The organism is Pseudovibrio sp. WM33 (assembly GCF_001623165.1).
Lineage (GTDB): Bacteria > Pseudomonadota > Alphaproteobacteria > Rhizobiales > Stappiaceae > Pseudovibrio.
Map to the genome: position 1 here is coordinate 447,118 of NZ_LMCK01000090.1, position 26,200 is coordinate 473,317.

At 50.5% G+C, this 26,200-nt stretch carries 26 protein-coding genes and 1 pseudogene; 16 read left to right on the forward strand and 11 right to left on the reverse strand.

Annotated elements, in window-relative coordinates; all coding sequences use genetic code 11:
* Positions 1-7: 7 nt before the first annotated feature.
* The 3 genes from PsWM33_RS17330 to PsWM33_RS17340 are packed head-to-tail and all read left to right on the forward strand — an operon-like array spanning position 8 to position 2,315.
* Entirely contained in the window at positions 8-808 is an 801-nt protein-coding gene (locus PsWM33_RS17330) for a metallophosphoesterase family protein (protein WP_063301037.1), read from the forward strand.
* The gene (locus tag PsWM33_RS17335; RefSeq protein ID WP_063290258.1) at positions 795-1,346 is read left to right on the forward strand and encodes an RBBP9/YdeN family alpha/beta hydrolase; all 552 of its coding nucleotides are present in this window, start codon (positions 795-797) and stop codon (positions 1,344-1,346) included. Before PsWM33_RS17330 ends, PsWM33_RS17335 begins: the two co-directional genes overlap by 14 nt.
* Before the next feature lie 60 nt (positions 1,347-1,406).
* Positions 1,407-2,315, forward strand: coding sequence for a heme-dependent oxidative N-demethylase family protein (locus PsWM33_RS17340; protein ID WP_063298512.1), 909 nt, complete (start codon positions 1,407-1,409; stop codon positions 2,313-2,315).
* Here the strand turns inward: PsWM33_RS17340 and PsWM33_RS17345 are convergent.
* On the reverse strand, positions 2,312-3,136 hold the full coding sequence (locus PsWM33_RS17345) for a helix-turn-helix domain-containing protein (RefSeq protein ID WP_063301038.1): 825 nt from the start codon (positions 3,134-3,136) through the stop codon (positions 2,312-2,314). The two genes, PsWM33_RS17340 and PsWM33_RS17345, sit on opposite strands and share 4 nt — an antisense overlap.
* Before the next feature lie 83 nt (positions 3,137-3,219).
* Here PsWM33_RS17345 and PsWM33_RS17350 point away from each other — a divergent pair, with 83 nt between their 5' ends.
* The 6 genes from PsWM33_RS17350 to PsWM33_RS17375 all read left to right on the forward strand — a co-directional run bounded on the left by PsWM33_RS17350 (position 3,220) and on the right by PsWM33_RS17375 (position 8,855).
* Positions 3,220-3,633 (forward strand): DUF3224 domain-containing protein, encoded by a 414-nt coding sequence (locus tag PsWM33_RS17350; protein WP_063301039.1) that lies wholly within the window; start codon positions 3,220-3,222, stop codon positions 3,631-3,633.
* 113 nt (positions 3,634-3,746) lie between these two features.
* A complete protein-coding gene (locus tag PsWM33_RS17355; RefSeq protein ID WP_063301040.1) occupies positions 3,747-5,117 on the forward strand; it encodes an ABC1 kinase family protein in 1,371 nt (456 codons plus the stop codon).
* A 136-nt stretch (positions 5,118-5,253) separates the two neighbouring features.
* Positions 5,254-5,538 (forward strand): aa3-type cytochrome c oxidase subunit IV, encoded by a 285-nt coding sequence (locus PsWM33_RS17360; RefSeq protein ID WP_208994610.1) that lies wholly within the window; start codon positions 5,254-5,256, stop codon positions 5,536-5,538.
* Positions 5,539-5,695: 157 nt separating this feature from the next.
* Positions 5,696-7,009, forward strand: coding sequence for a hypothetical protein (locus tag PsWM33_RS17365; RefSeq protein WP_063301041.1), 1,314 nt, complete (start codon positions 5,696-5,698; stop codon positions 7,007-7,009).
* 140 nt (positions 7,010-7,149) lie between these two features.
* Positions 7,150-7,920: an acetoacetate decarboxylase gene (locus PsWM33_RS17370; protein ID WP_063301042.1), complete on the forward strand. Its 771-nt coding sequence runs from the start codon at positions 7,150-7,152 to the stop codon at positions 7,918-7,920.
* A 74-nt stretch (positions 7,921-7,994) separates the two neighbouring features.
* Positions 7,995-8,855, forward strand: a complete 861-nt coding sequence (locus PsWM33_RS17375) for an alpha/beta hydrolase (RefSeq protein ID WP_153039963.1) — start codon at positions 7,995-7,997, stop codon at positions 8,853-8,855.
* A gap of 45 nt (positions 8,856-8,900) precedes the next feature.
* On the opposite strand, the gene PsWM33_RS17380 is transcribed toward PsWM33_RS17375, so the two are convergent.
* Both PsWM33_RS17380 and rpsU read right to left on the reverse strand, forming a co-directional pair.
* Positions 8,901-9,761 carry a tetratricopeptide repeat protein gene (locus PsWM33_RS17380; protein WP_063301044.1) on the reverse strand — a complete coding sequence of 287 codons (861 nt, stop codon included), beginning with the start codon at positions 9,759-9,761 and terminating at the stop codon, positions 8,901-8,903.
* Positions 9,762-9,958: 197 nt separating this feature from the next.
* Positions 9,959-10,183, reverse strand: coding sequence for a 30S ribosomal protein S21 (gene rpsU, locus PsWM33_RS17385; protein WP_063298527.1), 225 nt, complete (start codon positions 10,181-10,183; stop codon positions 9,959-9,961).
* A gap of 742 nt (positions 10,184-10,925) precedes the next feature.
* On the opposite strand from rpsU, the gene PsWM33_RS17390 reads away from it, so the two are divergent.
* Positions 10,926-11,663 carry a class II glutamine amidotransferase gene (locus PsWM33_RS17390; RefSeq protein WP_244276707.1) on the forward strand — a complete coding sequence of 246 codons (738 nt, stop codon included), beginning with the start codon at positions 10,926-10,928 and terminating at the stop codon, positions 11,661-11,663.
* Between the two features lie 184 nt (positions 11,664-11,847).
* The gene (locus tag PsWM33_RS17395; protein WP_208992090.1) at positions 11,848-13,248 is read left to right on the forward strand and encodes an MATE family efflux transporter; all 1,401 of its coding nucleotides are present in this window, start codon (positions 11,848-11,850) and stop codon (positions 13,246-13,248) included.
* A gap of 73 nt (positions 13,249-13,321) precedes the next feature.
* On the opposite strand, the gene PsWM33_RS17400 is transcribed toward PsWM33_RS17395, so the two are convergent.
* The 3 genes from PsWM33_RS17400 to PsWM33_RS17410 all read right to left on the reverse strand — a co-directional run bounded on the left by PsWM33_RS17400 (position 13,322) and on the right by PsWM33_RS17410 (position 15,337).
* Entirely contained in the window at positions 13,322-14,410 is a 1,089-nt protein-coding gene (locus tag PsWM33_RS17400; RefSeq protein WP_063298503.1) for a 5-(carboxyamino)imidazole ribonucleotide synthase, read from the reverse strand.
* 87 nt (positions 14,411-14,497) lie between these two features.
* Positions 14,498-15,001, reverse strand: coding sequence for a 5-(carboxyamino)imidazole ribonucleotide mutase (gene purE / locus PsWM33_RS17405; protein WP_063301045.1), 504 nt, complete (start codon positions 14,999-15,001; stop codon positions 14,498-14,500).
* 123 nt (positions 15,002-15,124) lie between these two features.
* Complete coding sequence (locus PsWM33_RS17410) at positions 15,125-15,337, reverse strand: YdcH family protein (RefSeq protein WP_057462025.1); 213 nt, start codon at positions 15,335-15,337, stop codon at positions 15,125-15,127.
* Positions 15,338-15,735: 398 nt separating this feature from the next.
* On the opposite strand from PsWM33_RS17410, the gene PsWM33_RS26880 reads away from it, so the two are divergent.
* On the forward strand, positions 15,736-15,906 hold the full coding sequence (locus PsWM33_RS26880) for a YdcH family protein (RefSeq protein ID WP_082596622.1): 171 nt from the start codon (positions 15,736-15,738) through the stop codon (positions 15,904-15,906).
* Between the two features lie 62 nt (positions 15,907-15,968).
* Here the strand turns inward: PsWM33_RS26880 and PsWM33_RS17415 are convergent.
* Positions 15,969-17,616: pseudogene (locus PsWM33_RS17415) on the reverse strand (acyl-CoA synthetase).
* Positions 17,617-18,084: 468 nt separating this feature from the next.
* Between PsWM33_RS17415 and PsWM33_RS17420 the strand changes: the two are divergent.
* Positions 18,085-18,657 (forward strand): hypothetical protein, encoded by a 573-nt coding sequence (locus PsWM33_RS17420; RefSeq protein WP_063298500.1) that lies wholly within the window; start codon positions 18,085-18,087, stop codon positions 18,655-18,657.
* Positions 18,658-18,742: 85 nt separating this feature from the next.
* On the opposite strand, the gene PsWM33_RS17425 is transcribed toward PsWM33_RS17420, so the two are convergent.
* Entirely contained in the window at positions 18,743-19,501 is a 759-nt protein-coding gene (locus PsWM33_RS17425) for a sulfite exporter TauE/SafE family protein (RefSeq protein ID WP_063301046.1), read from the reverse strand.
* Positions 19,502-19,704: 203 nt separating this feature from the next.
* On the opposite strand from PsWM33_RS17425, the gene PsWM33_RS17430 reads away from it, so the two are divergent.
* Positions 19,705-21,618: a propionyl-CoA synthetase gene (locus PsWM33_RS17430; RefSeq protein WP_063298498.1), complete on the forward strand. Its 1,914-nt coding sequence runs from the start codon at positions 19,705-19,707 to the stop codon at positions 21,616-21,618.
* A gap of 102 nt (positions 21,619-21,720) precedes the next feature.
* Entirely contained in the window at positions 21,721-22,512 is a 792-nt protein-coding gene (locus tag PsWM33_RS17435; RefSeq protein WP_057462020.1) for an SDR family NAD(P)-dependent oxidoreductase, read from the forward strand.
* A gap of 99 nt (positions 22,513-22,611) precedes the next feature.
* Here PsWM33_RS17435 and PsWM33_RS17440 read toward each other — a convergent pair whose 3' ends face one another.
* The gene (locus tag PsWM33_RS17440; RefSeq protein ID WP_208994611.1) at positions 22,612-24,414 is read right to left on the reverse strand and encodes an ABC transporter transmembrane domain-containing protein; all 1,803 of its coding nucleotides are present in this window, start codon (positions 24,412-24,414) and stop codon (positions 22,612-22,614) included.
* A gap of 262 nt (positions 24,415-24,676) precedes the next feature.
* Here PsWM33_RS17440 and rpmE point away from each other — a divergent pair, with 262 nt between their 5' ends.
* Positions 24,677-24,901: a 50S ribosomal protein L31 gene (rpmE, locus tag PsWM33_RS17445; RefSeq protein ID WP_008551475.1), complete on the forward strand. Its 225-nt coding sequence runs from the start codon at positions 24,677-24,679 to the stop codon at positions 24,899-24,901.
* Positions 24,902-25,018: 117 nt separating this feature from the next.
* On the opposite strand, the gene rcdA is transcribed toward rpmE, so the two are convergent.
* Complete coding sequence (gene rcdA / locus PsWM33_RS17450; RefSeq protein ID WP_057462019.1) at positions 25,019-25,543, reverse strand: protease adaptor protein RcdA; 525 nt, start codon at positions 25,541-25,543, stop codon at positions 25,019-25,021.
* Positions 25,544-25,986: 443 nt separating this feature from the next.
* Positions 25,987-26,181, reverse strand: coding sequence for a DUF1192 domain-containing protein (locus PsWM33_RS17455; protein WP_063301047.1), 195 nt, complete (start codon positions 26,179-26,181; stop codon positions 25,987-25,989).
* Positions 26,182-26,200: the final 19 nt, after the last annotated feature.

Genomic DNA, 26,200 nt, shown 5'->3' on the forward strand with positions numbered 1-26,200 from the left:
CATGACTATGAGAATTGCGGTTATCTCGGACATTCACGGTAACCTGCCTGCTCTGGAAGCTGTTCATCGCGACATAAAGCGGAAGTCTCCGGATCTGGTGTTTAATCTGGGTGATTGTGTTTCGGGGCCGTTGTGGCCAGAAGAAACGGCTCAGTATCTCATTGCGGAAAACTGGCTGACTGTGCGCGGCAATCATGACCGACATTTGGTGGACCATGTCCAATCCAAAATGGGTCCAAGTGATGCGCATGCTTATTCGCTGCTTTCTGACGAATCCAAAGCGTGGCTGAAGCAACTGCCGACGCAAATGGAGCATGTCGAGAATGTGTTCCTGTGCCATGGGACGCCGTCAGCTGATAATGTTTATCTCACTGAAGAACTTTGTGGGGACCACACCAAAATTGCATCGCCGGAATACGTGTTAGAGCACGTTGGAAATGTGGCGTCTCCACTGGTTGTTTGTGGGCACTCCCACATCCCTCGGGTCATCTGGTTGGAAACGACCGGACAAATCGTGATGAACGCAGGCAGTGTTGGGCTGCCAGCCTATGATGATGACAAGCCTCATGCACATACGATGGAAGTTGGAAGCCCCCATGCGCGGTACATGATTGTGACCCGTGTCGGGACGCGATGGTCCTTTGAAGAGCGGATGGTGAACTACGATTGGGACCATGCCAGTAGAAAAGCTGCGCGTAATCAACGTGGAGATTGGGCTGGCGCTTTGAAAACTGGGTATTTTCGTCCTATTAAGCTGCCAGACTTTTTAGCACGACCACGTATTGAGGAACCTTATGAAGATTTCTGAGGCGGACATTCTCATTGTCCCCGGCCTGCATGGCTCCGACGCAAACCACTGGCAAAGCCGTTGGGAAACAAAATTCTCCACTGGTCGGCGCGTTGAGCAGAGCAGTTGGAGCAAGCCAGACCTTGAGGAATGGGTGAATGCCGTTGTGAAAGCGGTCGAGGAAGCTACGCGTCCGGTGGTGCTTGTTGCACATTCCGCTGGTGTTGCTGCAGTGGTTCATGCTGCGCCTCGCATCAAGAACTGGGTGAAGGGTGCTTATCTGGTTGCGCCTGCAGATGTTGATGACAGCTCATGCGTGCCTGCTGAGTTGCATAGCTTTGGTCCGTTTCCAACCTCTCCGCTGCCGTTCCATGCCAAGGTTGTGGCGAGCCGCAATGATCCGTACTGCACTTATGAGCGTGCTGAGCAGCTTGCCAAGCTCTGGAATGCACGTTTGCAAGATGCTGGTGAAAGTGGCCATATCAATTCTGAAAGCGGTCAGGGGCCGTGGCCAGAAGGCATCATTTCGTTTGCTCATTTCATGAAAGAGCTCGGGTAACTCGTATAGGTTGATGAACGCCCTCCTTCCGGTGCATGTTTTGTGCGGGGAGGGTGTTTTATGTCGCGATTTGCTTACACACCTTATGATGGCTCTAAGAGGCCGTTTACCGTTGGGCTCGAGCCTCATGATTTGAGAGAGTGGATTGAGCCCGATGAGTTTTTAGCTGTGTACCTTGATGAAAAAGAGCGACTCATCACTGACCCTAAAGCCTTCGTGTTTGCTGCAGAGGCGGATACAGAGGCAGCTCAGCGCGAAGTAGCAGACCTTCTTGCTGTCCATCTGCCTGATCAATTCCCCACCCTTTATGAGCTTCACTCGGATAACTCTCTTTGCGTGAAGAATGCAGGAAAGCGTGTTCAGCTATCGTTTTGTGCTGAACCGCCACTACTAGCTATCTCCCGTGTCGTTCAGGAAGATCTGGTGCTGATGCGTAAAGGCGATGACGGGTATAGGCTTGTTGCAGCAAGCCTTTGTTTCCCTTCCAGTTGGTCTTTGGCGGAAAAGTTCGGCGGTTCAATGAGTGCAATCCATGAAGGGGTACCGGATTTCAATGGACATCGCATGGGACACATGGTTCAGCGGATCTTTGAAAGGTTGGAGGCAGATAAGCCCGTTTGGCGACTGAACTGGTCTTTGTACACGGACGCTGAGCTTCATCATCCGATTCCGGGTTTGTGCGGTGATGTTCTTTGTGAGGCTGATCAGGCATTTGAGCAGCTTTATGTGCGCGTTGAGAAGCAGACATTGCGACGTCTGCCTAACAGTGGAGATATCCTCTTCACTATCAGGGTTCATCATGATCCCGTTCATGGCCTGTTAGAGCATCCGGATGGTGATCAACTAGCCCAAGGCCTAAAGACACAGTTGCTTGAGTTAACTGATGAGCAGTTGGACTACAAAGGCATCAAAACGCACGCATCAACTATCGCACGAGCGCTTGATATGATCGCTGAGGAACGTGTTTAGGAAGGCTGAGACGCTGGTAGGTAATGACTTGGTGTGTGGCCTGTTAGTTTCTTGAAGGCGTTGTTGAAATGGGATTGGTCGAAGTAGCCGAGGGAGTGGGCCAAGTCTGTTAGGTTGAGGTCTTGTCCGTTGTTGATCGCATCAACCGCGGCCAGCATGCGGTAGCGTTCGATCACCCATTTGGGATTAACGCCGACGTGGCTATGGAAGAGTCGTTGGATTGTTCTTGGCTGGAAACCTGAGATCCTGGAAAGATCTTTCAGATTGTTAATTTCGTCTGTTATCGCAATGAGGTCTACGAGTGCACCGGCATCCTTCGCCTTAGAAGTTGAGGGATGTTTATGTGAAATCAGAAGGTTGTCCATCTGTACAGCGAATACTGTTGGATCATCAGCCGATTTTAACTTTGCTATCAGTTGCTGCTCGGAAATACTGAGGAACGGTTCAATATTTTCGTGAGTGTTGAGGAGCGAGGATGGGTTGTATCGGAAGAAATCTGCAAAGGCTCCAGGGCGAAACTTTACCCCAAATACGCGGCCTCTCAGTTGCAAGGTGTAATGGAAAACGCCTGTGTTAATGCCAAACACGCCTGTCGTCTGCAATGTGTCGATGACAATGTGTTGGGATGGGTGGGGCAGGTTAGCTTGCTTATATGGAGGCTTGCCTCGAAGATCCCATGTGATCAGCCAATAGAACTCGATGGCTTCCTGTAATGACTCAGCTGGAGTGAGCCAGTCCAGATTGAAGTGTTTGAGGCTGCGCTGCTGGTCTAGCAAGCCGCTGATCTGGTTTGAGGTGTCATCCTGATTTGGCATAGGCATAAAAGATAGCAGCTGTCGCGCTTTTACAAGCCCTTCTGGTTTTGACGCAGTAGGTGTTCGGCTCCCAATGCAAGGAGCTGAAAATGGCAAAGATTAAATGCACCTACAAAGTTGAAGAATGGAAAGAAGAGATCGCAGAAGCGCTTTCTATGGCGAGCAAGTTTGCATCAGTTCGCGCCCATGGACCCCTCAGCGGAGAAATCGTTGGGCAGGTGAACATGTTTTATCTTTTGGCCTATGTAACAGAGAAAGAGGGCAAATACTCGGGGTACACGCAGATTTCTGGTCGATATGGTTCGCATGAAGGCACGTTCCTTGTTGAGGAGAGCGGGGTGTTTGATGCGGAGACTGTTCGCTCTTCGATGACTGTAGTGCCCGGCTCCGGGACTGGAGGGTTTAAGAGTGTTTCTGGTTGGGGCGAGTATGTTGCCTCGCATGGTAATGCTGTTGAAAGCTTGCTTGAACTGGAGTTTGTGGAGAGAGTTGAGCAAGCCTGAGCAAATATGTGATTAGGTAATTTCTAAAAGCGCCCTTGGGTTCTCTGCGTTTTCTGCTAGGTTTTGCAGTGCACTATATATTGCAATAAGAGTGTGAGACGCAGGAACCCCATATGCCTTCATCTCGTGACCGGGAAGCAAACAGAATGACCGCCCGTCTTGGCCGCTATGCCAAGGTTGGTGGAAATATGAGTGGCATCGCAGCCAAGCTTGCAGCAGGTAAGCTGTTTGGTTGGGATCAAGACCCTGCGAAGAATGCGGCTTCTATCGCAGAATCTCTTGGTGAACTCAAAGGGCCACTGATGAAGGTGGCGCAACTTCTTTCGACGATTCCGGATGCCGTGCCTCCCGAATATGCAGCAGAACTGGCAAGCCTTCAGGCGAATGCACCTCCTATGGGGTGGGCTTTTGTTAAGAGGCGTATGCGAGCTGAGCTTGGCCCGGGCTGGCAAGGCAAGTTCGATAAGTTTGAGAAAGAGCCTGCAGCAGCGGCTTCTCTTGGTCAAGTGCACAGAGCTTATGATCAGGATGGGGCGATGCTGGCCTGTAAGCTGCAATATCCGGATATGGATAGTGCGGTTGAAGCTGACCTGAACCAATTTGACATGTTGCTTGCTCTGCATCGACGTTTCAGGCCTGCGATCGAGACTTCTGAAATTGCAAAGGAAGTTGGCGACCGACTGCGGGAAGAGTTGGATTATCGACGGGAAGCGCGACATTCAAAGCTCTATGCCAATGTTTTTGCTGCAGATGAGCAGATCCAGATTCCAGAAGTGTTTGAAGATCTGTCAACACGGCGTTTGCTTTCCATGAGCTGGCTGGAAGGGCGTCCACTGTTGGCTTATCGACAGGAGAAGCTGGAAGCGCGTAACAAGATTGCGCAAGTGATGTTCAAGGCATGGTGGCATCCGTTTGCGCATTATGGTGTGATCCATGGCGATCCCCATCTTGGGAATTACACGATCTTTGAGGATGGTGCGGAGCCTGCTGGTGTGAATTTGCTGGATTACGGATGCGTGCGCATCTTTCCGCCAGATTTTGTGCAAGGCGTGGTGGATCTGTATCACGGTTTGCTTGAAGATGATCAGGACCGTGTGGTTGCTGCTTATGAGACTTGGGGTTTTGCTGGGCTGACGACTGAGCTTATTGAGACCTTGAATATCTGGGCTAGCTTTATTTTTGGCCCGTTGCTCAGCGACAGAGTACGCTCGATTGCCGATGGTGTTTCTCCAGCGGCTTATGGACGACAAGAGGCGTTTCGTGTGCATCAGTCCCTTAAAGAACTGGGGCCGGTGAAAATACCTCGTTACTTTGTCTTTATGGACAGGGCGGCTATTGGGCTTGGATCTGTGTTCCTTCACTTGCGAGCTGAGCTTAACTTCCATCAACTGTTTAATGAGCAGATTGATGGGTTTGAGCTGGATACGTTGAACGCCCATCAAAAGCACCAACTGGACTTATGTGGTTTGTCTAGTGAGGATTGAGGCACATACTCGGGCCGTTGGAATTATCCCCGGAACCTGGGTTATCTTTTGAGTGGTTCTTTAGGGAAGTTGCGTCACCGGACCATGTGGTGTTAAAGACTGATATTAGGAAAACTACTTGTTTCGAGGGGGAAGCATGGCTGACGGGAGCGCGTCTGTTATGGACTATAAGGAACACGAGAAGACCTACAAGAACTTCATCAACTTCTCAAAGGTTGGAATTCTTGCAGCTCTCACATTTGTACTCGTTATTGCAATGATTGGATTTGGTGGTACTGCCGGGACGGTTTGGGCAAGCATCACCACAATCGCAACAGTGATTGCAGTTGGCGTTGGCATGGCATCTGGTGACAGGTCGCACATTGTACCGGGAATCGTATTCCTGCTTGCTTGTGTGGTAACAGCTGTGCTGACAGTCTAAGAAACCCTCAGGTTTCAAAGGTTTTGAGAATCGCAGGAGCAGCGTGCTTCTGCGATTTTTCGTTTCAACCCCGAAATTTGCCAGAGGCGCTGCCCTTTTCTGATCATTATTGAAGAATAGAGCCTTTAGTAAGAGTTGTTCTGAGTTCGGGTATCATATGTCTACTGCGCAAACTGTTCGCGTTCTTCTGCGCTGTTCCTTGCTGCTTGCAATCTTTATCGTGGTTGCAGTTGTCTCATCGCCATCTCATTCTGCTTCGACTGATCTTGGTTTCTCCCAGATTCTGAAGGAAGAAGGCGTTGCTGCGCGTGGCAGTAATTACGAGATTGTGCCGCCTGTTTTGCGGAACGGGACATTGCTGGTTTACAGCCTCAAAGTTCATGGCAAGACCTATAAAGTGCGCGGTACGGCGACATTGAAGAAGCGTATCAATGAACTTCATGCGCTGAAGGGCATTCAAGAACTGGATACGGTTTCTCAGGCAGGCGAGGGCGTTGTGACTGCGGTCGCCAAACCTCTGACGTTTCTCGGTAGCCTTGTAACCTCTCCCAAAGAGACACTGAGTTCCACGGCTGATGGCGTCGGCTTGTTGCTGAATGGTACTGTGAACACCATTACCGGAAATTCCGGAGCGACTGCCCCGTCTAAGGAAAGTGGAAAGAAGACCTCTGCGGTTGAGAGTGTTGCAGCGGCTGTTGTTGGGCGAGATAAAGCCCGGCGCTATATAGCTGTTGCGGCGAATGTTGACCCTTATACGACATTCCCTCCACTCTCTGACGCGCTTGATAAGGCTGCCTGGGCCTATGCAACGTCTAACCGTCTGACAAATCTCGCAACTGTGTTTATTCCGGGGGGCGTTGGTACGGCATTTAGTGGAGTTCTGGCGACAACCAATTTAAGCGAGGCTCTCAAGGCCAGCCCGACCGTTGCCGATGAGACGATGCGCGAGATGCTTGGTGATATGGCCATTCGCCAGCGTAGCACACGAGCATTCCTGAGCGCTACGTCTATGACGCGGGGTGAAAAGATGATTTTTGTTGCAAGCCTACACTCGTTGAAAGGTGTTCGTGGGCGAAGTGATCTGGTTGATCAGGTGAGCCGGCAGGGGCTTTCTCAAGAGGCGGGATATTATTACCTGTTGGGTCTGATGATGATCGCTGATTATCATATTGATACAGAGCGTCTTGCTTCTGTTGAGCTGTTTGACGGTATTCCGATTGGTACGACCAGAACGGGTCGTAAGGTTGCCTTTGTTGCTGGTGATCGAATTGGTTGGAGTGTTGATCAATCAACGACTACACTCAATATAGCAAGCCGTGTAAATCAAACCCATGCAGGCACTGGAGCGAGCGAGCTGCGCGTGTTGGGACTGGTTCATCCGACGTTAAAAGTAGAGCTTGGTGCGTTGAACTGGGTTATTCGCGAAAAAGCACCACTGGCTACTTTCAAAGAAATTGACGTAACAAGCTGATTAAAAAAGTGTTTGGGGTGAGCTCTGAAAGTGTCACCCCAAAACCCAAGGGGCAACATCCAAAATATCGGCGCTTATGGTGAGAGCGTGCTGGCTGTGATTTGGCCGCGGTTCACACTCTTTCATGATCGAGGTGGTCCATGAAAATTGCCGATATTCTTGAACAGGCTTCTATGCCGATTGCTTCTCCTGCTTATCCCAAGGGGCCATACAGGTTTATCGACCGCGAGTTTTTTGTGGTCTCCTATGAAAGTGACCCCGACGCTATTCGTGAAGCTTTGCCTGAGCCTTTGGAGCCGGATGGGTCCAATACGGTAATGTTCGAGGTGATCCGCATGCCGGATTCTGCTGGCTTTGGGGACTACACCGAGTCTGGTATCGTGATTCCGGCCAAGTTTGGTGATCATCCTGTGAACTTCACGCAACAAATGTTTCTTGATGATACGCCGCCGATTTTTGGTGGGCGCGAGATCTGGGGTTTCCCGAAGAAACTCGGCCTACCTGAGCTGAGTATATCAGGAGCGACATTGACCGGGCATTTGGTCTTTGATGATGTGACCATCGCTATTGCGACCATGGGTTATAAGTATCAGCACCTTCTTTATGATGTGGAACATGGCACGCAGTGTCACCCTGATGCGGTCCTCAAGAAACTTCAGAAAACCCAGGTGAATCTGAAGCTCATTCCAGATGTTGACGGTTCCTTGGCCATTGCTCAGTTGGTTGCCTATGAGGCGTCTGATGTGACGGTGAAGGGCGCGTGGTCTGGTCCAGCGAGCTTGCAATTGTTCCATCATGCCAATGCGCCAGTGGCTGAGCTACCAATGCTTAAATCACTCGGTGGGGTTCATTTCATTACGGACCTCACGCTACCTTATGGCCGGGTTATGTATGATTACCTAAAGCCATAAGTGATGCGTTATTTCGGAGGTGCTGCATGCGAGGCCACTTCAGGATCTTTGGGTATTTGTTAAGCAGCTTATTCATGTCAGCGCTGCTGGTCTCGAAGGCTGCTGGTTTTGAGCTGAGGCCTTATAAAGACGAATTGTTTGCCTATCCACGGGTTTTGGATCAAGCGATGGACGGGGCGTTCTTGCGGCTTGACTATCAGATCCAGCGTGACTTGCGGGACCGGGATAAAATACCAGAGCGGCGGGTTGAAGGGAGATATGTTTCCAGCAGGCCTGCCTGGTATGTGCGAGAGCGCTCAGTTGTGCTTGCGGGTAACAAGCGTAAGCATATCCGAGTTGGGAAACCTGACGCCGACACCAAACTGTTGCTGCTTTATCTGCATGGTAAGGGGGGCAATCGAAAGCAGGGGAATGCTGATTGGACGTTTGGCGGTAACTTCAATCGCTTGAAAAACCTGATGGTGCGCAATAATGGCGTTTATCTGTCTCCTGATGTGAAGCTCGAAAGCCCCAGAGGTACTCAGGAAATTCGTGAATTGATTGCACAATACCGGAAAGAAGCACCGCAGGCCAAAGTGATTGTGGCCTGTGGTTCCATGGGGTCACAGGTCTGCTATGGGCTTGCGGATCAGGCTGGTGTTGCTGGGCCGCTGTCCGGCCTCATATTATTGGGCGGAGCGACGGACCGGCGATTGTTGACGAGTGAAGCCTATAAGGCAGGCGTGCCGATTGTGTTTGGCCACGGTAGTGCTGACAGGGTTTACAGCTGGGAGAAGCAATATCAGTTGTTTAAGGCACTCACCGGCAAAACGAAGCGGTATCCGGTGCGCTTTCGGTTGTTCGAAACTGGCTCTCACGGGACGCCCATTCGCATGATTGACTGGCGTGATGAGATTAACTGGATGCTGTCTATATCTTCGGAAGCAAGACAATAAAAAAGGCCGGAGACCCGGCCTTTGGAAGTGATGTGGTTTGTGAGCTTAAGCTTGCGGAACGCCAGATGACGTTGATAGGCGCTGGGCGCCTTCCTTCGCAATCTGGTTTGTCGAAGAAACCTGCAGTGCTCTGCTGTAGGACTGGCGGGCTTCTGTAATCTGACCCAGAGCTTCTTCAGCGCGGCCACGGTTTGCCCAAGCAGATGCGGACTTGCCATTGAGTGCGATCGCAGCGTTAAAGTCTTTGAGTGCAGATTTTGGATCACTCAGAGAAAGGTAGGTTACTCCTCGCGCAATCAGAGGTGAATATGCGCGGGAGTTGAGGCCAACAGCCGATGAAAAGTCATTGAGGGCTGCTTCCTGTAAACCCTGCGCTTGATAGATGAGACCACGGTTGTGATAGGCCTGTGCATCGCCGGCGTTCAAACGAATGACTTCGTTGTAGTCACGAAGCGCTGCTGTGTTCTGTCCGATAGAGCGGTAGGTGTTGCCGCGTCCGTTCAGGGCCTTCACGTAATCTGGCTTTATAGAAAGTGCTGAGCTGTAATCTTGCACTGCCTGGGACGTGTTGCCCTTGCGGCGCTCCACCAAAGCTCGGTTTGCATAAGCCTGATAAGAGCTTGGTCTCAGCTGAAGAGACTTGTTGAAATCCTCAATAGCCTGATCAAGGCGTCCAGCTTTTGCGTATGCAATGCCGCGCTTGTTGTAGGCGTCAGCGTCGGTTGGGTTTGCGTCAACAACGGCACTCAGACTATCGATGTTGGAGGAAGAGCCAACAGCTTTGTCGATAGGCACATTCTGATAAACAAGGCCAGATGAGTTGGATTGGCATGCTGCAACGCCAAGTGCGAGCAGACACGCACAGATGCCTTTAGCCAGTTTATTGTTCACGAGAATGTGCCCCATTCTTAAAGAGTCCTTGCAATGACACGATAGCCTACACTTTAGTGTGGCAAAAAAAGGTCAAATGAACCAGCAAAAACAACAAACGGACCAACCGGTTCACCGGTTAGTCCGTTCTGAATTCTAGCTTCGGTCCGCTCACACGCTTTTCGTCAAACATAGTTGAGCCTTAGCTGCGTGATGTCCCGAGTGCCGCCGGATTAACGACGACCTTTGCCGACCAACAGGCCTTCACGCTGTGCTTTCTTGCGAGCCAGCTTGCGAGTGCGGCGGATTGCTTCAGCCTTTTCGCGAGCCTTCTTTTCAGATGGCTTTTCGTAGTGGCCACGAAGCTTCATTTCACGGAAGATGCCTTCACGCTGCATCTTTTTCTTAAGCGCTTTAAGCGCCTGATCGACGTTATTATCGCGAACGAGAACCTGCACGCGTTTATCCTTACCTTCGAGCATTCTGGATTACGTATCCAGAACGACATAGATGAAATGATTGATAGCAACGCTTAGCGCATATGCACGGGTCACAAGAACTCCGTCGCCGCTGATGCGTCGCTTCTTGACGGGGTAACTAACAGACTGCGTGGGGGCTGTCTACCTCCTTACTTGAGAATCTATGTTAATTTATAGATGGGAAAGGGGGGAATACCTCTTGTGGGACAAGGCAATCTCAGCAGCATGCGCTTATTTTCTTCAAATTGGGGCATTGGCATGTTCGTGAGTGAAGTAAAATATAAGTAAAAAAAGCTTTCAAAATGAATTTTAACTTTGTATGTGAAATTATTTTTTCAAAATACAACCTTTGATTGTATTTGATTGAGTCTCTCTTGCGCCGCCGAAAAAAGTCACAGGAGCTTTTCTGAACAGTGGAAATCGAGGTGGAAATTTACATGTAATTCGCTTCAAACACTGTTCGTCATATCCGACTTCGGAGATGAGTCGAGTGAGTTCATTCGACTCGCGAGAGCTGCGATTGAGAGACTCTCTTTAGATCCACGGAACGTTCACTGAGAAAACTCGTTACTCTAGTTCTAGGTAAGGGGTTTATACGTGCTGATGGATCATGCATACTCTAGTGACCTCATTTGGGTAATCGACCAGAAGAAAGAATAATGTAATGTGCCGCTGGCTTGCGTACCGTGGAGCTCCCATTTTCATGGAAGAGCTGATTTCAATGCCCAATCATTCTCTGATTGCGCAGAGCCTGCATTGTGCGGAAGCCAAGGTGAACACCAATGGTGATGGCTTTGGGATTGGTTGGTACGGTCACAAATCAGAGCCGGGTCTTTATCGTGATACGCAGCCTGCGTGGGGTGATGAGAACCTTCTGAGTATCACCAAGCACCTCAAGTCCTCTTTATTCTTTGCTCATGTGCGCGCATCGACAGGCACTGCGACCTCTCGTTCAAACTGCCATCCGTTTGCTGTCGGCAAATGGATGTTTATGCATAACGGGCAGATTGGAGGGTATGATGATATCCGCCGCCAGATTGAGAGTTTGATCAGCGACGACTTTTATCGTTATCGGCAGGGTACAACGGACAGTGAAGCGCTGTTTCTTGCCATGTTAAGTCATGGTCTGGATGTTGATCCTGTGGGGGCTGTGCAACAGGTCCTAACGAAAACACTTGAGATTATGCGTTGCAATGATGTCATTGCTCCATTGCGCGTAGCGATGGCCTTGACTGATGGTGAGCGCCTTTATGCTGTGCGTTGCTCTAGTGATAAGATTGTTCCGAGCCTATATTATCGCTTACATAACAGCAGCTTGAGTGTTGTCTCAGAGCCTTTGGAAAAGGGCGGGCAAGGTTGGTATGAAGTGCCTTGCGGACACATTATGGTTTATGGTGGTGATAATGCGCCTTGCTTTATTCCTCTGGACATTCCCGAAGAGTTTTGCAAAGTAGCGTAATCGGCATTTTCACTAGCGGTATTGCTTAGGCAAGAAGCCACTGGGATTTTGTCGATCTGTTTCTACGATAGGAAGTTTCCTCCCAGCGAGGCACTGTGGTCAATTGCAGGACCCAGCCTTGTTTATGTTCTTGAGAGGCTCAAGTTCTGGAGGGGCTCCATGCCCTTTTCTTCAGGAGCTTATGATGACGCGGGTTGAAAGCACCAGCGTTGCCAAACCCACATCCATGTCTGCATGGTGGGGGGAGTCCAATGCAACGCTTATTTTGGGATTGCCGTTGATCGGTGCGCAACTTGCGCAGATGGCAATCAATGCCACCGATGCATTGATGATCGGTTGGCTTGGCGCAACAGAGCTGGCAGCATCCGTGCTGGCTTTACAGTTGTTCTTTCTGACATGGCTGGCAGGACTTGGGTTCTTGCAAGCCGTTATGCCATTGGCATCCAGAGCCGAAGGTAAAGGCGACATACGTAATGTGCGGCGTGCTTCGCGCATGGGCCTTTGGATTTCGCTCATTTATACGACTTTTGCGATGGTCGTGCTGTGGAACGGTGAGAGCCTCTTGCTGGCTCTTGGGCAGGAAGCAGAAGTTTCTGCGATTGCTGCGAATTATCTGCGCATTGTGCAGTGGTCGATGTATCCATCGTTATTTGTGGCGGCGCTTCGCAGCTTCCTCACCAGCATTGAACGTTCGCAAATTGTGTTGTGGGCGACTGTCGTGAGCGCTGTGGTCAATGCACTTCTCGATTATGTGCTGATCTTTGGCTATTACGGCTTTCCTCAACTTGGCATTCTAGGTGCCGGGATTGCGTCTGTTGTGACTGCGTTGGCATCCTGTGTGATTTTGATTGCCTATGTGTTTTGGGAAGAGAAATCTCGCAAGTATGAGGTGTTTGTTCGCTTCTGGCGTGCTGACTGGCCTGCGTTCTTTGAAATCCTTCGTCTCGGTTGGCCGATTTCCCTCATGCTGGTCGCTGAAGTAGGCTTGTTCTCTGCTGCTGCTTTGATGATGGGCTGGATTGGGACGCTGGAACTTGCAGCTCACGGTATTGCGGTTCAGCTCTCTGGTATTGCGTTCATGATTCCGCTTGGTTTTGCTAACGCCGCTGTTGTGCGTGTTGGCATTGCATCTGGTCGTGGCGATGCTGATGGCATTACACGTGCTGGCTGGGTGGCTCTGATCTGGTCCATTGTGATTGGTCTGCTTGGTGCGGTCTTGTTTGTTGCGATTCCTGATACGCTGATTTCCTTCTATCTGGACAGCAGTAATCCAGATGCAGCGGATGTGATCCGCCTTGGTGTACCGCTGGTCTTTATTGCAGCGGTGTACATGGTGGTTGATGGTATTCAGGTGGTTGCTGGTGGTGTTCTGCGCGGTCTTTCAGATACGCGAGTGCCGATGGTGATTGCGGTGATTGGTTACTGGATTATTGGTGTGCCGCTTTCCTACGTGATGGCGTTCACCTTTAACTGGGGCCCAGAAGGGATCTGGGTTGGTTTGGCCAGTGGTCTATTTATCACTGGAATCCTGTTGCTGATCCGGTTCCAGAAACGCGATCAACTTGGTCTGGTTAGGCTAGGATAGTCTGGTTCAATTAAATGAAAGCCCCCGAAGATGATCAGACCTTCGGGGGCTTTTTCTTTGTAGGATAACGCGATCAGGATTTTGGGGAGAGGCGGTTGATGTGGCCCATCTTGCGGCCTTCCCGTGTCTCTGCTTTACCGTAGAGCGTCAGACGAGCGTTTGGCTCCAGCAGTGCTGATTCCCATGAGTTCACATCATCACCAATCAGGTTTTCCATGATGACGTTGTGTGCTCGGGTTGGCCTGCCAAGTGGCCAGCCTGCAACAGCGCGAACATGCTGTTCAAATTGAGAAACCGGACAAGCGTCTTCTGTCCAGTGACCTGAATTGTGAACGCGTGGCGCTATTTCGTTGACCTTCAACTCTGTAGCCTCGCCGTCTCTGACGACAAACAGTTCTACGCCCATCACTCCGATATAATCGAGCGCAACAGCGATGCGGGTTGCCATATCGATGGCTTCCTGAGCGGTTTCTGCCGGGATGTCTGCAGGTACGCTAGAGGTCTTCAGAATGTGGTTCTTGTGGTAGTTGTCCGCCGGATCATAGCATTTGACCGTTCCATCCACGCCACGCGCGACGATGATGGAAATCTCTTTTTCAAACGGAACGATGCCTTCAAGGATAGATGGCTGATTGCCAAGCTTGCTCATGGCGCCTTCGATGTCCTCAGGTGTACGGATCATGATCTGGCCTTTGCCATCATATCCAAAACGGCGCGTTTTCAGTACACCCTGACCGCCCAACTCCATGAGCGCAGCTTCCAGCTCTGCCTGCGTGTCGACCTTTATAAAGGGAGCGACCTGCGTTGCCGCTTCTTCTGAAAGGAATGTCTTTTCTGCCAGGCGATCCTGGGAAACTTTCAGTGCATGTGGGCCGGGGCGAACTGGAACAAACTGCTCCAGAATGCGGGCTGTCTCGCCGGGGACATTTTCGAACTCATAAGTGACGACTGAAACGCTTTTCGCAAACTGGGTGAGTGCTTGTTCGTCTTCGTAGGCCGCAACGGTCTTCTTTTCTGAGACCTCAAAAGCGGGGCTGTTTTCATCCGGGCAATAGATATGGCACTTCAGGCCCATCCTGCTGGCAGCTTGCGCGATCATGCGGCCAAGCTGGCCTCCACCCAAAATACCAATCGTGTCGCCAGGACGTAGTGTGGAACCCATTTCGAAAACTTTCCAGATGTTAGGGGCCAGATGTTAGGGGCGGCTTGAAACAAATGAGGCGCTTGCAAGTGGGCGCCTCTGAATCTCTTACTCTTCCGGGTTGACTGGCTTCTCAGCCACAGCCTGACTTTGCTTTTCGCGCCAGTCATCCAAATTGGCGGCGATCTCCGGATTGTTGAGTGCCAAAACAGCGGCAGCCATTAATGCTGCGTTGACAGCACCTGCACGACCAATGGCAAGAGTGCCAACGGGAATGCCTGCTGGCATTTGAACGATGGAAAGGAGGCTGTCCTGTCCTTTAAGAGCGCGCGACTCAATTGGAACACCAAACACTGGCAGCGGTGTCATGGATGCAGCCATACCCGGAAGGTGGGCTGCTCCGCCAGCGCCAGCGATAACAACCTTGAAGCCGTTCTCTCTTGCTGTTTTGGAAAACTCTACCAGACGGTCCGGGGTGCGGTGGGCTGAGACGATGCGAGCATCATAGGAAACTCCCAGTGCTTCTAGCGTATCTGCAGCATTTTTCATGGTTGGCCAATCGGATTGGCTTCCCATGATGATAGCGACTTCTGGCTGGTCTGTGCGGTTCATAAAACGGGCACCCTCTGAGCGTCTGGGAAGAAAGCGCGGATTATAGAAATAACACGGCGTGTTTCAAGCCAATTACAACAAGAAATGCCAATAGTATACGAAGGTTAGAGCTCTGCCTCTAATTTAGGCAATAATGTCAGGTAAGAGCTGTGTTTCCAGCACCTGAATCTGGTCTCTTAGCATCAGTTTTTTCTTCTTTAAGCGTTGCAGCTGGAGAACATCTGCCCGTCCCGTTTCAATGAGCGCTTCGATGGAATGATCAAGATCCCGATGCTCCTGTCGCAACTCAGCGAGCTCGGAACGCTTGCTATCCTGATCGAGAGTATCTTCCGTCATCGTTTTGTCCTCACATGACACATATCGGTCTGTGTGCAACGAGACCCATCAATGATCAAATCTGGTGGAGCGCGTTGTCGCAATTCACCGCTCGGCAACAGTATACCGAATGTGCAGCGGTGATGAACAAGAGTCTCTCGATTTTTACAGGAAGTGTTGTCTCATGACGGATTTACGCAGCGTATATATAGGGTTGAATACTTAGTGAAGTTCTCTTTTGAGTGGAATATGAAACCCATTAAATTTACTGGGTCATTTATAAGTTCCCTAAGTTTTTCATGAATTAGCGATCTCGCGTTGTAGAGGCCCCAAAAAAACAGCTAATCATAGTTCGACAACTCAATAAAATGGTGCCATCATCCACCTGTAACAGAGACAATGTAGGAGGATCAAAACCTATGTCCATCCGTGAGCATTTGACTGAGCTGGAACGCCGCCATGCTACCATTGAGAGGGAGCTGGAAACAGCCAAGCACCATCCTTCGATGGATGAGATCGAACTAGGCAATCTAAAAAGGCAAAAGTTGAAGCTTAAGGATGAGATCTCGCGAATACGAGTGACAGGGTAGCTTCCTTTTTCTTAACCGAATAGAGAATGCGTCGCTTTTAGCGGCGCATTTTTTGTTTAGGGTCAGCCGATCTTTTTTGCTTCCTCGCGCAGTACGAACTTCTGGATCTTGCCTGTTGAGGTTTTCGGCAGGTCTGTGAAGACAACAGTTCTTGGTGATTTGAAGCTGGCCAGATGCTGTTTGCAGTAGGTTACGATATCGTCTTCCGTCACACTGCTGTTCTCTTTCAGCTCCACAAATGCACAGGGAGTTTCCCCCCACTTGTCATCGGGACGCGCAACCACTGCTGCTGATGAGATTTCCGGGTGTTTGTAGAGGACTTCCTCGATCTCAATGGATGAGATGTTTTCACCTCCTGAGATGATGATGTCTTTGGAACGGTCTTTGAGTTGGACGTATCCATCTTCATGCTGAACGCCCAAGTCACCTGAGTGGAACCAACCGCCGTTGAAGGCTTCCTGTGTTGCGGAGGGGTTCTTCAGGTACCCTTTCATTACGACATTGCCTTTGAACATGACCTCGCCAATGGTTTCTCCATCAGCAGGGACTGGCTTCATGGTTTCAGGGTCGAGAACAGCAAGATCCTGCAAAGCGACGTAATTGACGCCTTGTCTGGCTTTCAATGCAGCTTGTTCTGATGCCGGAAGTTCACTCCAATGATCATGCCATTCGTTGACGACGGCTGGGCCATAGACTTCTGTCAACCCATAGAGATGGGTAACATTGAAGCCTTCTTCTGCCATCGCTGCAAGAACAGCTTCAGGTGGCGGCGCTGCGGCGGTGAAAAACTCGACATCATGGGTGAGTTTGCGCTTTTGGTCCTTGGGGGGGGGTGAGCAGCGTGGACATCACGATTGGAGCACCGCAGAGGTGCGTGACTTTCTCATCTGCCAAGGCATTCCAAATAGGGGCTTGTCGTACTTGACGGAGGCAGACATGCGTTCCGGCAACGAGGGACAAGGCCCATGGGAAACACCAGCCATTGCAGTGGAACATTGGCAGTGTCCAGAGATAGACCGGCTTTTTGCCCATGGCTGCGGTGATGATGTTTGCTTGCGCAAGAAGGTAAGCACCACGATGATGATAAACGACACCTTTCGGGTTTCCTGTTGTACCCGACGTGTAGTTGAGTGTGATTGCATCCCATTCATCCGCGGGAAGTTGCCAGTCAAAATCAGCGGAACCGCGTGCAATCAGCTCCTCGTACTCCAACTCTCCAATTGCGGGCGTTGATTGAGGGAATTCTTTGTCGTCGTAAAGCACCACTTCCGGCTTCACCGTTGCCAGTTCCAATGCTTCGGCAATGACTTTCGAGAACTCGCGGTCCACGATCACCAGCTTGCTCTCTGCATGGTCCAGCTGGAATGCAATGACAGCGGCATCGAGACGGGTGTTGAGTGCATGGAGTACTGCACCAGCCATAGGTACGCCGTAATGAGCTTCAAGCATCGGTGGTGTGTTGGGCAGCATGACAGACACGCAGTCATTCTTGCCTATACCACGCTTTTCCAGGGCGCTCGCGAGTTTAATAGAGCGCTCATAGAACTCCTTATAGGACCTACGAATCTTGCCGTGAATGATGGCTGTGTGGCTTGGAAAAACTTTTGCAGCTCTCTCCAAAAAACTGAGTGGGCTTAATGGTGTGTAATTTGCTTCAGTTTTTGGGAGGTCTTTGTCGAAATATGATGTGTTTGGACTATTGTTTTTCATGAAATTCCCCAGGCATTCAACTTCCGCTCAAGAGAACTGCGAAGATCCGTTGAACTGGCTATCAGCTTTCCCAAGATAGTTATTGGCTCCGATGAAGAGCTTGGAATTAAGAGTGTCGCATATTTTGATATATCTGAGTATAGGCGTAGGGGGTAGTTCAGATGACTTAGATGTTAGTCTGAGGATCTTCTTGTTATTAGACTTTCAACTATAAGTATTTTTGAGATGTTTTGTGGATTGGTGTCGATATATTCGGCGAATTTAAATGCGGTGGTTGCAACTGGTGCCTTAACTTAACGGCAAAGGTGAAATCTTGTTGCGTTTTTGGGCAAGACAAACGCTCGCGACAATTTGCAACACCTCAGAAGTCTTCCCCGTTTGCCTTTCGATTTGTAATGTAGACCTGTCTGATAAAAGAATAAATCGCGACCCGTTTGATACGGCGAGTGATGAACAAGCAGGGCTCGCATGACCGTAGTGACACCAAATCGACAGGGGAAGATCGCCTTATTCTTTGGCGTGGTTTTCTGCGCGATTACCGTGGCTCTGACGGGTTATATTTTCACCCTCGGACCACAACGATCACAGGATGCGCAGTGGTTTGTGTTGTTGGTGGCATTCCCTGTTCTGATCCAGCTGTATCTCAATCGCGCAGTCATTCTGAGTCACTTCCGCGATCATTGGTATCTTTGGGCCATATCGACAGCTGTTTGTCTGGTTGTCGGGCTCCAACTCAACTTTGGTCAGCTCAATTCGACAGGTAGTATGGCAGATCAGCTGCGTACCTATTTCTTCTCGTGGGTCGAAGGGCAGCCGCCAAGCTCAGAATATGCGGGTAATCCATCAGATACCTATAACGCAAAGCAAGTTCGATATCGGATTGTTTCGCCCGCGCGTGGGGATCTGGATCTGACCGATCCCTCTGGTTTCTTTCATAACCGAGTGACCTGGAAGACAATGCCGGATGCTGCTTTCGAGGTCGACGGGCCGTTTGGTCTGATCAAGCGCGTGCTTTATGATGGCTTGGGTGAGCGCGACTGAGATCCGTAAATTGCTCAACGCAAAGCAACGAAGTCATTGAGTGAGCTAGCTGCTGGCTTGCGCTTTGTTCTATTTCTGCATCGCATTAGAAACCTGATGCGCCATCCCAAATCAGTTTGAGTGCGATAACAAACAGGGCTGTATACGTGATCTTGTAGAACAGCACTTTGTTGATGTGTTTTACGATCTTGATTCCCGCCAATGTCGCCAGAGGGGTAAGCGGGAGCAATACAAGAGATGTTGCGATGTTCTTGGCGTCAAACTGGCCAAGGGCGAAGTAAGGCAGCACTTTTGAGAAATTTACGACCGAAAAGAAGATAACCGCGGTGCCTGCCATGACTGGTGGTGCCAGTCTGAGTGGCAGGACATACATCTGAAAAGGGGCGCCGCCTGCGTGTGCGATGAAACTGGTGACACCAGAAACAGTGCCCCAGAACCCTCCTAAAAGCACATTCTGAGGCTTTGGCGGTTTGTTGGCTTTATTGTTGAACCAATAATCGAGCACAAAGACCAAAGCGATTGCACCAGTGACCAGTCTGATGTGGGTTTCAGAGATGTAGGCTGCAGCGAAATAGCCGATCAGGGTTCCTGTCAGGCCAGCTGGTATGAGAATGGCCAGTGTTTTCCTGCAAAAGATGGCCCGGTAAGAGATAAGACCGACTGCATCCATGACTAGCAAGATCGGGAGGAGTATTCCTGCTGCCTGCACAGGTGGAATTGCCAATGACATAAGCGGCACACCGACAAGGGCGAGGCCGCCTCCGAATCCTCCTTTGGCCATGCCAACAATGAAAACAGCGGGTATTGCACAGAGGTAGAAGAAGGGATCAGTAATTGGCAGCATGATTTGTTTCCCGCAGTGGTGCAGGCAAGTCCTTTTTATTTAAGAGGAAACTAAGAAATAGGCGGGTTGAAAACTATAGGGTCATCTTTAGTTATAAGCCGATTTTCTAATATAGCAAAACTTGCCTTTAGGGCATTCAGGGCCCAGTCTTAGCCGAACCTGTGGACAGGTACTATGCAGGGGTGCATAGGAGGAGAGCAGCTATGACGAGCCGATACCACGACATCTACAATGGATGGAAAGAAAACAAAGAAGCCTTCTGGGATGAAGCTGCTAAGGGCATTGACTGGTTCTCGCCCTACACCAAGACATTCGATGCTTCGCAAGGAACATATGGACGATGGTTTGTCGGCGGTGAGTGCAACACCTGCTACAACTGTGTTGATCGCCACGTAGAGCATGGCCGCCCAGGACAGCCAGCGATCATCTACGACAGTGCTGTGACTGGTGAGAAGCGCACCTACACGTATCTTGAAGTGCAGGAGCAAGTGGGCGCCATGGCTGCGCTGCTGCGTGAGAAGGGCGTTGAAAAAGGCACTATGGTGCTGATCTATATGCCCATGATCCCTGAAGCGACGTTTGCAATGCTCGCCTGCGCGCGGCTTGGTGCGATCCACTCTGTTGTATTTGGCGGTTTTGCGGCTCAAGAGCTTGCTGTTCGTATTGAAGATTGTAAGCCTCAAGCTATCATCAGTGCGTCTTGCGGCATCGAGCCGGGGCGTGTGGTTGAATATAAGCCGCTGCTGGATCGCGCCATTGAACTGTCCTCCCATAAACCTGATTTCTGTTTTATTCAGCAACGCGAGCAAAAGGTTGCTGGCCTCTTTGAAGGCCGTGACTTTGATCTGGGCGAGCTGATGGAAACTGCGGTGGCAGAGAAGATGACCACTGAATGTGTTCCTGTTGCTGCGACTGATCCACTTTACGTGCTCTATACTTCTGGTACGACCGGACAGCCGAAAGGTGTGGTGCGTGACAACGGCGGGCACATGGTTGCGCTCAAGTGGTCTATGGAGAACCTTTACGGCATTGATCCGGGTGAAGTGTTCTGGGCTGCGTCTGATGTGGGCTGGGTGGTTGGCCACTCTTACATAGTTTATGCGCCGCTGCTTCATGGGGCCGCGACTATTCTTTATGAAGGTAAGCCGGTTGGAACACCGGATGCTGGCGCGTTCTGGCGGGTGATCTCAGAGCATTCCGTGGTTTCGCTGTTCACTGCGCCGACCGCTTTCCGGGCGATCAAGAAAGAAGATCCGGAAGGTAAGGAGCTGGCGAAGTACAGCATTGCTGGGCTGCGGTCGCTGTTCCTTGCGGGAGAGCGAGCCGATCCAGATACCATTTTGTGGGCAGAGAACCTGCTCGGTGTACCTGTCATCGATCATTGGTGGCAGACAGAGACTGGCTGGTGCATCGCTGGTAACCCTCTTGGCCTTGGTAAGCTGCCCATCAAGTTGGGCAGTTCCACTGTCCCGATGCCGGGATATGATATGCATGTGCTGGACGACGAAGGTAATGAGCTTGGAGCGGGTGAACTTGGCAACATTGTCGTGAAACTGCCGATGCCACCGGGATCGCTGCCAACACTTTGGAATGCTGATGACCGGTTCAAGGAAGCGTATCTCACAGAGTTCCCCGGCTATTACAAGACGGCAGATGCTGGTCTTATGGATGATGACGGCTATCTCTTCATCATGGCTCGTACCGATGACATTATCAACGTGGCTGGGCACCGCTTGTCTACGGGTGGCATGGAGGAAGTTCTTTCTGAGCACCCGGATGTGGCTGAGTGTGCCGTGATCGGGATTGCCGACAATCTCAAGGGCCAGTTGCCATGTGGTTTTGTCGTTCTGAAGAGTGGTGTTGAAAAACAAACTGCTGTGATTGAGAAAGAGCTGGTTGCTCTGGTGCGTGAAAAGGTTGGTCCTGTTGCTGCCTTTAAGCTGGCGATTACCGTTGAGCGCCTTCCCAAAACGCGGTCTGGCAAGATCCTTCGAGCGACCATGCGGAAGATTGCAGATGGTGAAGAGTTCAAGATGCCAGCAACAATTGATGATCCTGCTATTCTCGAGGAAATTGCTGAAGCGATCTCTGTTCGCGGAGTGGCATCTGTTAGCTAAATTCAGAGGAGCTAAGCAGTTTTACTGGAGAAGTGCATCGACATGTTTAGGCTTTGAGATTATGGTCGGCGAAATTTCGGCATTGCCAGAGGTAACTTCAAAGTGAAACTAGAGAAGAAAGTTGCGATTGTAACCGGTGGCGCTCAAGGCATCGGCTACGCTATTGCGCAGCGTTTTTTGCAAGATGGCGCCAAAGTCATGATCTCCGACTCCGATGAGCGGGCCGGTGAAGCGGCTCAGGAAGCTCTTTCCGAGTTTGGGCATGTGGCGTTCTGCCATTGCGACGTCAGCGTTCGCCTTGATGTGCGCAATATGGTTGCAAACACTCTGGATGAGTTTGGCGACATTGATGTGCTGGTTAATAACGCTGGCATTACAGCAGCTGGTGATTTTCTTCAGCTTTCTGAAGATGATTTTGACCGGGTTTTACGTGTCAACTTGAAGGGTGCATTCCTGTGCTCTCAAGCTGTTGCACGGCATATGGTCGAGAAAGTTGAAGAGGGCGGTTCTGCTGGCTCAATCATCAATATCAGCTCCGTAAACAGTGTTCTGGCGATCCCTGATCAGGTTCCTTATACGATCTCCAAGGGTGGCTTGAACCAGCTGACGCACGTTTCGGCTGTGGCGTTGGCAAAGCACGGCATTCGTGTGAACGGTATTGGGCCTGGTTCCATTGAGACACAGATGCTCAAGAGCGTTGTGCAGGATGCGAGCAAGATGGAAACGGTTCTTTCCCGGACGCCGCTTGGTCGTTTGGGACAACCTGCTGAAGTGGCGAGCATTGCTGCGTTCCTCGCTTCAGAAGATGCAAGTTATGTTTCCGGGCAGACCATTTTTGCTGATGGTGCGCGCATGCCGCTGAACTATACAGTGGATGTGAGTGAGCCTGAGTAAGCTTGTCAGATAGAATTGAAAAAGCCGCGCTTGATGAAAGCGCGGCTTTTTTTATGAGTGTTTTGTCTGAAAGCCAGATACGCTTTTCTGGAGTGCGTGCTAGCTTGCTTTTTCCTGAGAGTTGAGCGCTTCAGCTCCAATCTCAAATTGCATTCTGGCGAGTTTTGCATAAAGGCCGTTTTGAGCGACCAGTGTGTCGTGGGTGCCCTCTTCCACGATCTTCCCACCGTCCATCACAACGATACGATCTGCTTTGAGGACCGTTGCCAGACGGTGTGCGATAATCAGTGTGGTCCGGCCTTCCATAAGCTTATCGAGGGCTTTTTGGACAATGGTTTCGCTTTCGGCATCCAGTGCGCTGGTGGCTTCGTCCAGCAGCAAAACAGGGGCGTCTTTCAGAATGGCACGAGCGATCGCGATGCGCTGTCGTTGGCCTCCTGAGAGAGTTACTCCGCGCTCGCCAATGAGTGTGTCATAACCGTTCTTCATGTTGTTGATGAAGTCATCAGCCAAGGCGAACTTCGCAGCTTCAACAATTTGCTCTCTGGACGCGATCTCTTTGCCAAATGCGATGTTTTCTGCAATTGAGCTGCCGAAAATAGCGGTGTCCTGAGGGACCAGAGCGATGTGCTCGCGTAAATCTCGTGGATCAGCAGAGTTCAGTTCGATGCCGTCGAGTGTGACTTTACCTGCAACCGGATCATAATATCGCATCAAGAGCTGGAACAGCGTGGACTTACCTGCGCCGCTCGGGCCGACAATAGCAACTGTTTCGCCCTTCTTGACGGAGAGGTTCAAGCCTTCCAGGACGCCAGCTTCTTTTGCTGTTGGGTAATGGAAGTCGACATCATCAAACTCAAGCTCGCCAATGGCAGGAGAGGGGAGAGTGACTGGATTGGCTGGTGCATTGATTTCGGATGGAACATGCAACAGTCCTGTAATGCGGTCTGCTGCGCCAGCGGCTTTTGCCAGTTCGCCCCATACCTGAGAGAGTTCGCTCATAGCCCCCGCAGCAATGATGGAATAGATGAGGAACTGTGTGAGCTGACCGCCACTCATACGGCCATCAATCACGTCCAGTGCGCCAACCCAGAGTACTGCCACAATGCTTGAGGCGATGATCAGGATGATTGTCGCAATCAGGAATGCGCGAGCGCGGGTGGCAATGAGAGCAACTTCATAGGTTGTCTCGATATCTCCTGCAAAGCGATCTGAAACGCTCTTTTCATTGGTGAAAGCCTGCAGCGTGCGAATGGAACCAAGTGCTTCTGTTGCGTAAGCAATTGCATTTGCCAAAGTGGATTGTGCATGGCTGGTTCTGTTGCGAACCGCACGGCCAAAGCCAAGCAGAGGCAAGACAATGAGTGGGATCGCAAGCAGCACAAATAATGAGAGGCGCGGGCTGGTGATGACCATCAGGGTCGTCGAACCAGCGAACATCAGCAGGTGTCGAAGAGCAATAGATGCGCTGGCTCCGAATGCTGACTGAATGAGGGTTGTATCGGCTGTCAGGCGCGAAATGATCTCACCGGACTTTGTTTTGTCGTAGAATGAGGGGGATAAATAAGTGAGGTGACGGAACACGTCAGAGCGTAAGTCCGCTACGACTCGCTCACCAATCATCATGACCATGTAGTAACGAAGAGAGCTGGTGAGGGCGAGTAGCGCGATTACAAAAATAATGACAATGAAATAATCGTCAATCAAGTTGGGGTTGTCGCCGGTAAAACCGTAGTCAACCATGTAGCGGACGGCAATTGGCAGTACCAAAGTGAGGCCAGCTGCCGCCAGCAGAGCAAAGGTTGCCAGAACCAGACGGGCTTTGTGCCTTAAAAGATAAGGGAAAAGTGTTGCGAGTGGACGCAAGGTCTTTTCCCGATTGTTTGAGTCCCGCTGGCTCATGCCACCCCCGGATATCTGCGAAATCATTTAAGTTTATCGTATGATGCAGTAGATGTGTCCCGATAGTTTTAATTGCAAGCGCTTTCTCTGGTTTTCTGCGGGCTGTGCCCTCTTGTTTCCTCGGTTTGGATGGGGTATAGACCCCTTCACAATTGTGCCGTTCTTGGAAAAGTGCGGCTTCTTTCTACCGATGCTTCAGGCCAGCCCTAAGCCCATCTTTTGATTGAGGCGGCTCAGCCGTTGCTGACAGGACAGTTTAGTCATGAAACAGGACATTCATCCAGATTACCACACCATCACTGTAAAACTCGTTGATGGTTCCGAATTCACCACCCGTTCTACTTACGGTAAAGAAGGTGACACCCTGCAGCTCGACATCGATCCGAGCTCCCACCCAGCATGGACTGGTGGTGACCGTCAGCTCATGGACCGTGGCGGTCGCGTGTCCCGCTTCACCAACAAGTTTGGTGGCTTCCTGGGCAAATAATTGCTCTGAAGTTTGCGAAATTAAAAAAACCGAAGCGTTTGCTTCGGTTTTTTTTGTGCGCGTTTGAGGAGTGCGCAGGGTTGCTAGCGGAGTTCGACGCTAGCGAAACTTATCAGGCTATTTAAATGCTGCTGTGATTTGAGAGAGCTGATCACCCACTGGATTGGAGGTGTTTGCCGCTTGCTCGCGCAGGAGCTCCTCCTTGAGCATGCTATCGACGTGCTTGATGCGTCTTTGCAGGTGGAATGAGGTCTCGATCAGGGTGCGAAGTGTTTCAGGCAGGTCTGGCCAGGCCGGGTTCTGCATTTCCTTGGTCGCATTATCGACGCGGATTTTGTTTTTCTCATTCTGAGCTTCTGCTTGTACAATCTCACCGTCATTGACTGCCCGTTGCAGCAGAAGCCAGGAGGCCATCTGCATGAGGCGTGTGGTGAGGCGCATGGACTCGGTTGCGTAAGCTAGAGACGCGGCGGAGCCAAGAGCTTTGCTCTGTTTCCTGCCCGGGCCATCAAGATAGGATGCAGTGTCTTCAATAAGGCCCATTCCTTCGCGGAAAAGCTCCGTGAAGTTTTGGGAGGACATGAGCCGTTGAGCGAAGTTGAAGGTGTTCTCTGGCCCTGTTTCAGTTTTGAATTCACCCATCTTAAAAATCCCTTCAATAACTGCGTTAGGTTTCTCTCACTCGCGTCCTTTAAAATCCCAGTCTGAAACAATTAAGGCTCGAAAATTGAAGTGAGCCTTTTGGAAAGAATAAAACTGTCTCGAAATGGAGCAAGAGATCTTACTTCAATCTGAGCGGAGCAAAGCCCGTGCCAACTCATGGTTGTGAATAGAGTGATTAAACCGGGGCAGGGTGTTGCCTGAGCAGAAAAAAAGAGCCGCATCGGTGCGGCTCTGAGGTGTTTTAACAGGGAGGCGTCAAGCAGAGTGAATGTTCACTCTGGTTCCAGATCAACTGGAATAACTAAGTTCTAATTTAAAATGGTTAACGATACGTAAACTACAAGTATCCAATTTATATATTGGCAATTTGCATCTTGCATTTATATGAATTTGAGTAAGTTTTTGTTTTAAATTTTGTTTGATTACTTGAAGAAGCTTTCTGCGGATGAGCTGGCGCTTGATTTTGTTTCAAGCTCATTCTCAACGCGCACAATCTCTGCCTTAAGCTGCTCAAGGCGCTCGTTTAATTCGTGGATTGAAAGGTTCGTGAGGGGCTCTCCCACCATTACTCCGGAGGTTGCTGGGCGAGGTGTGTCATCATCATTGAATAAACCCATAGCGTTTATGAACTCCTTG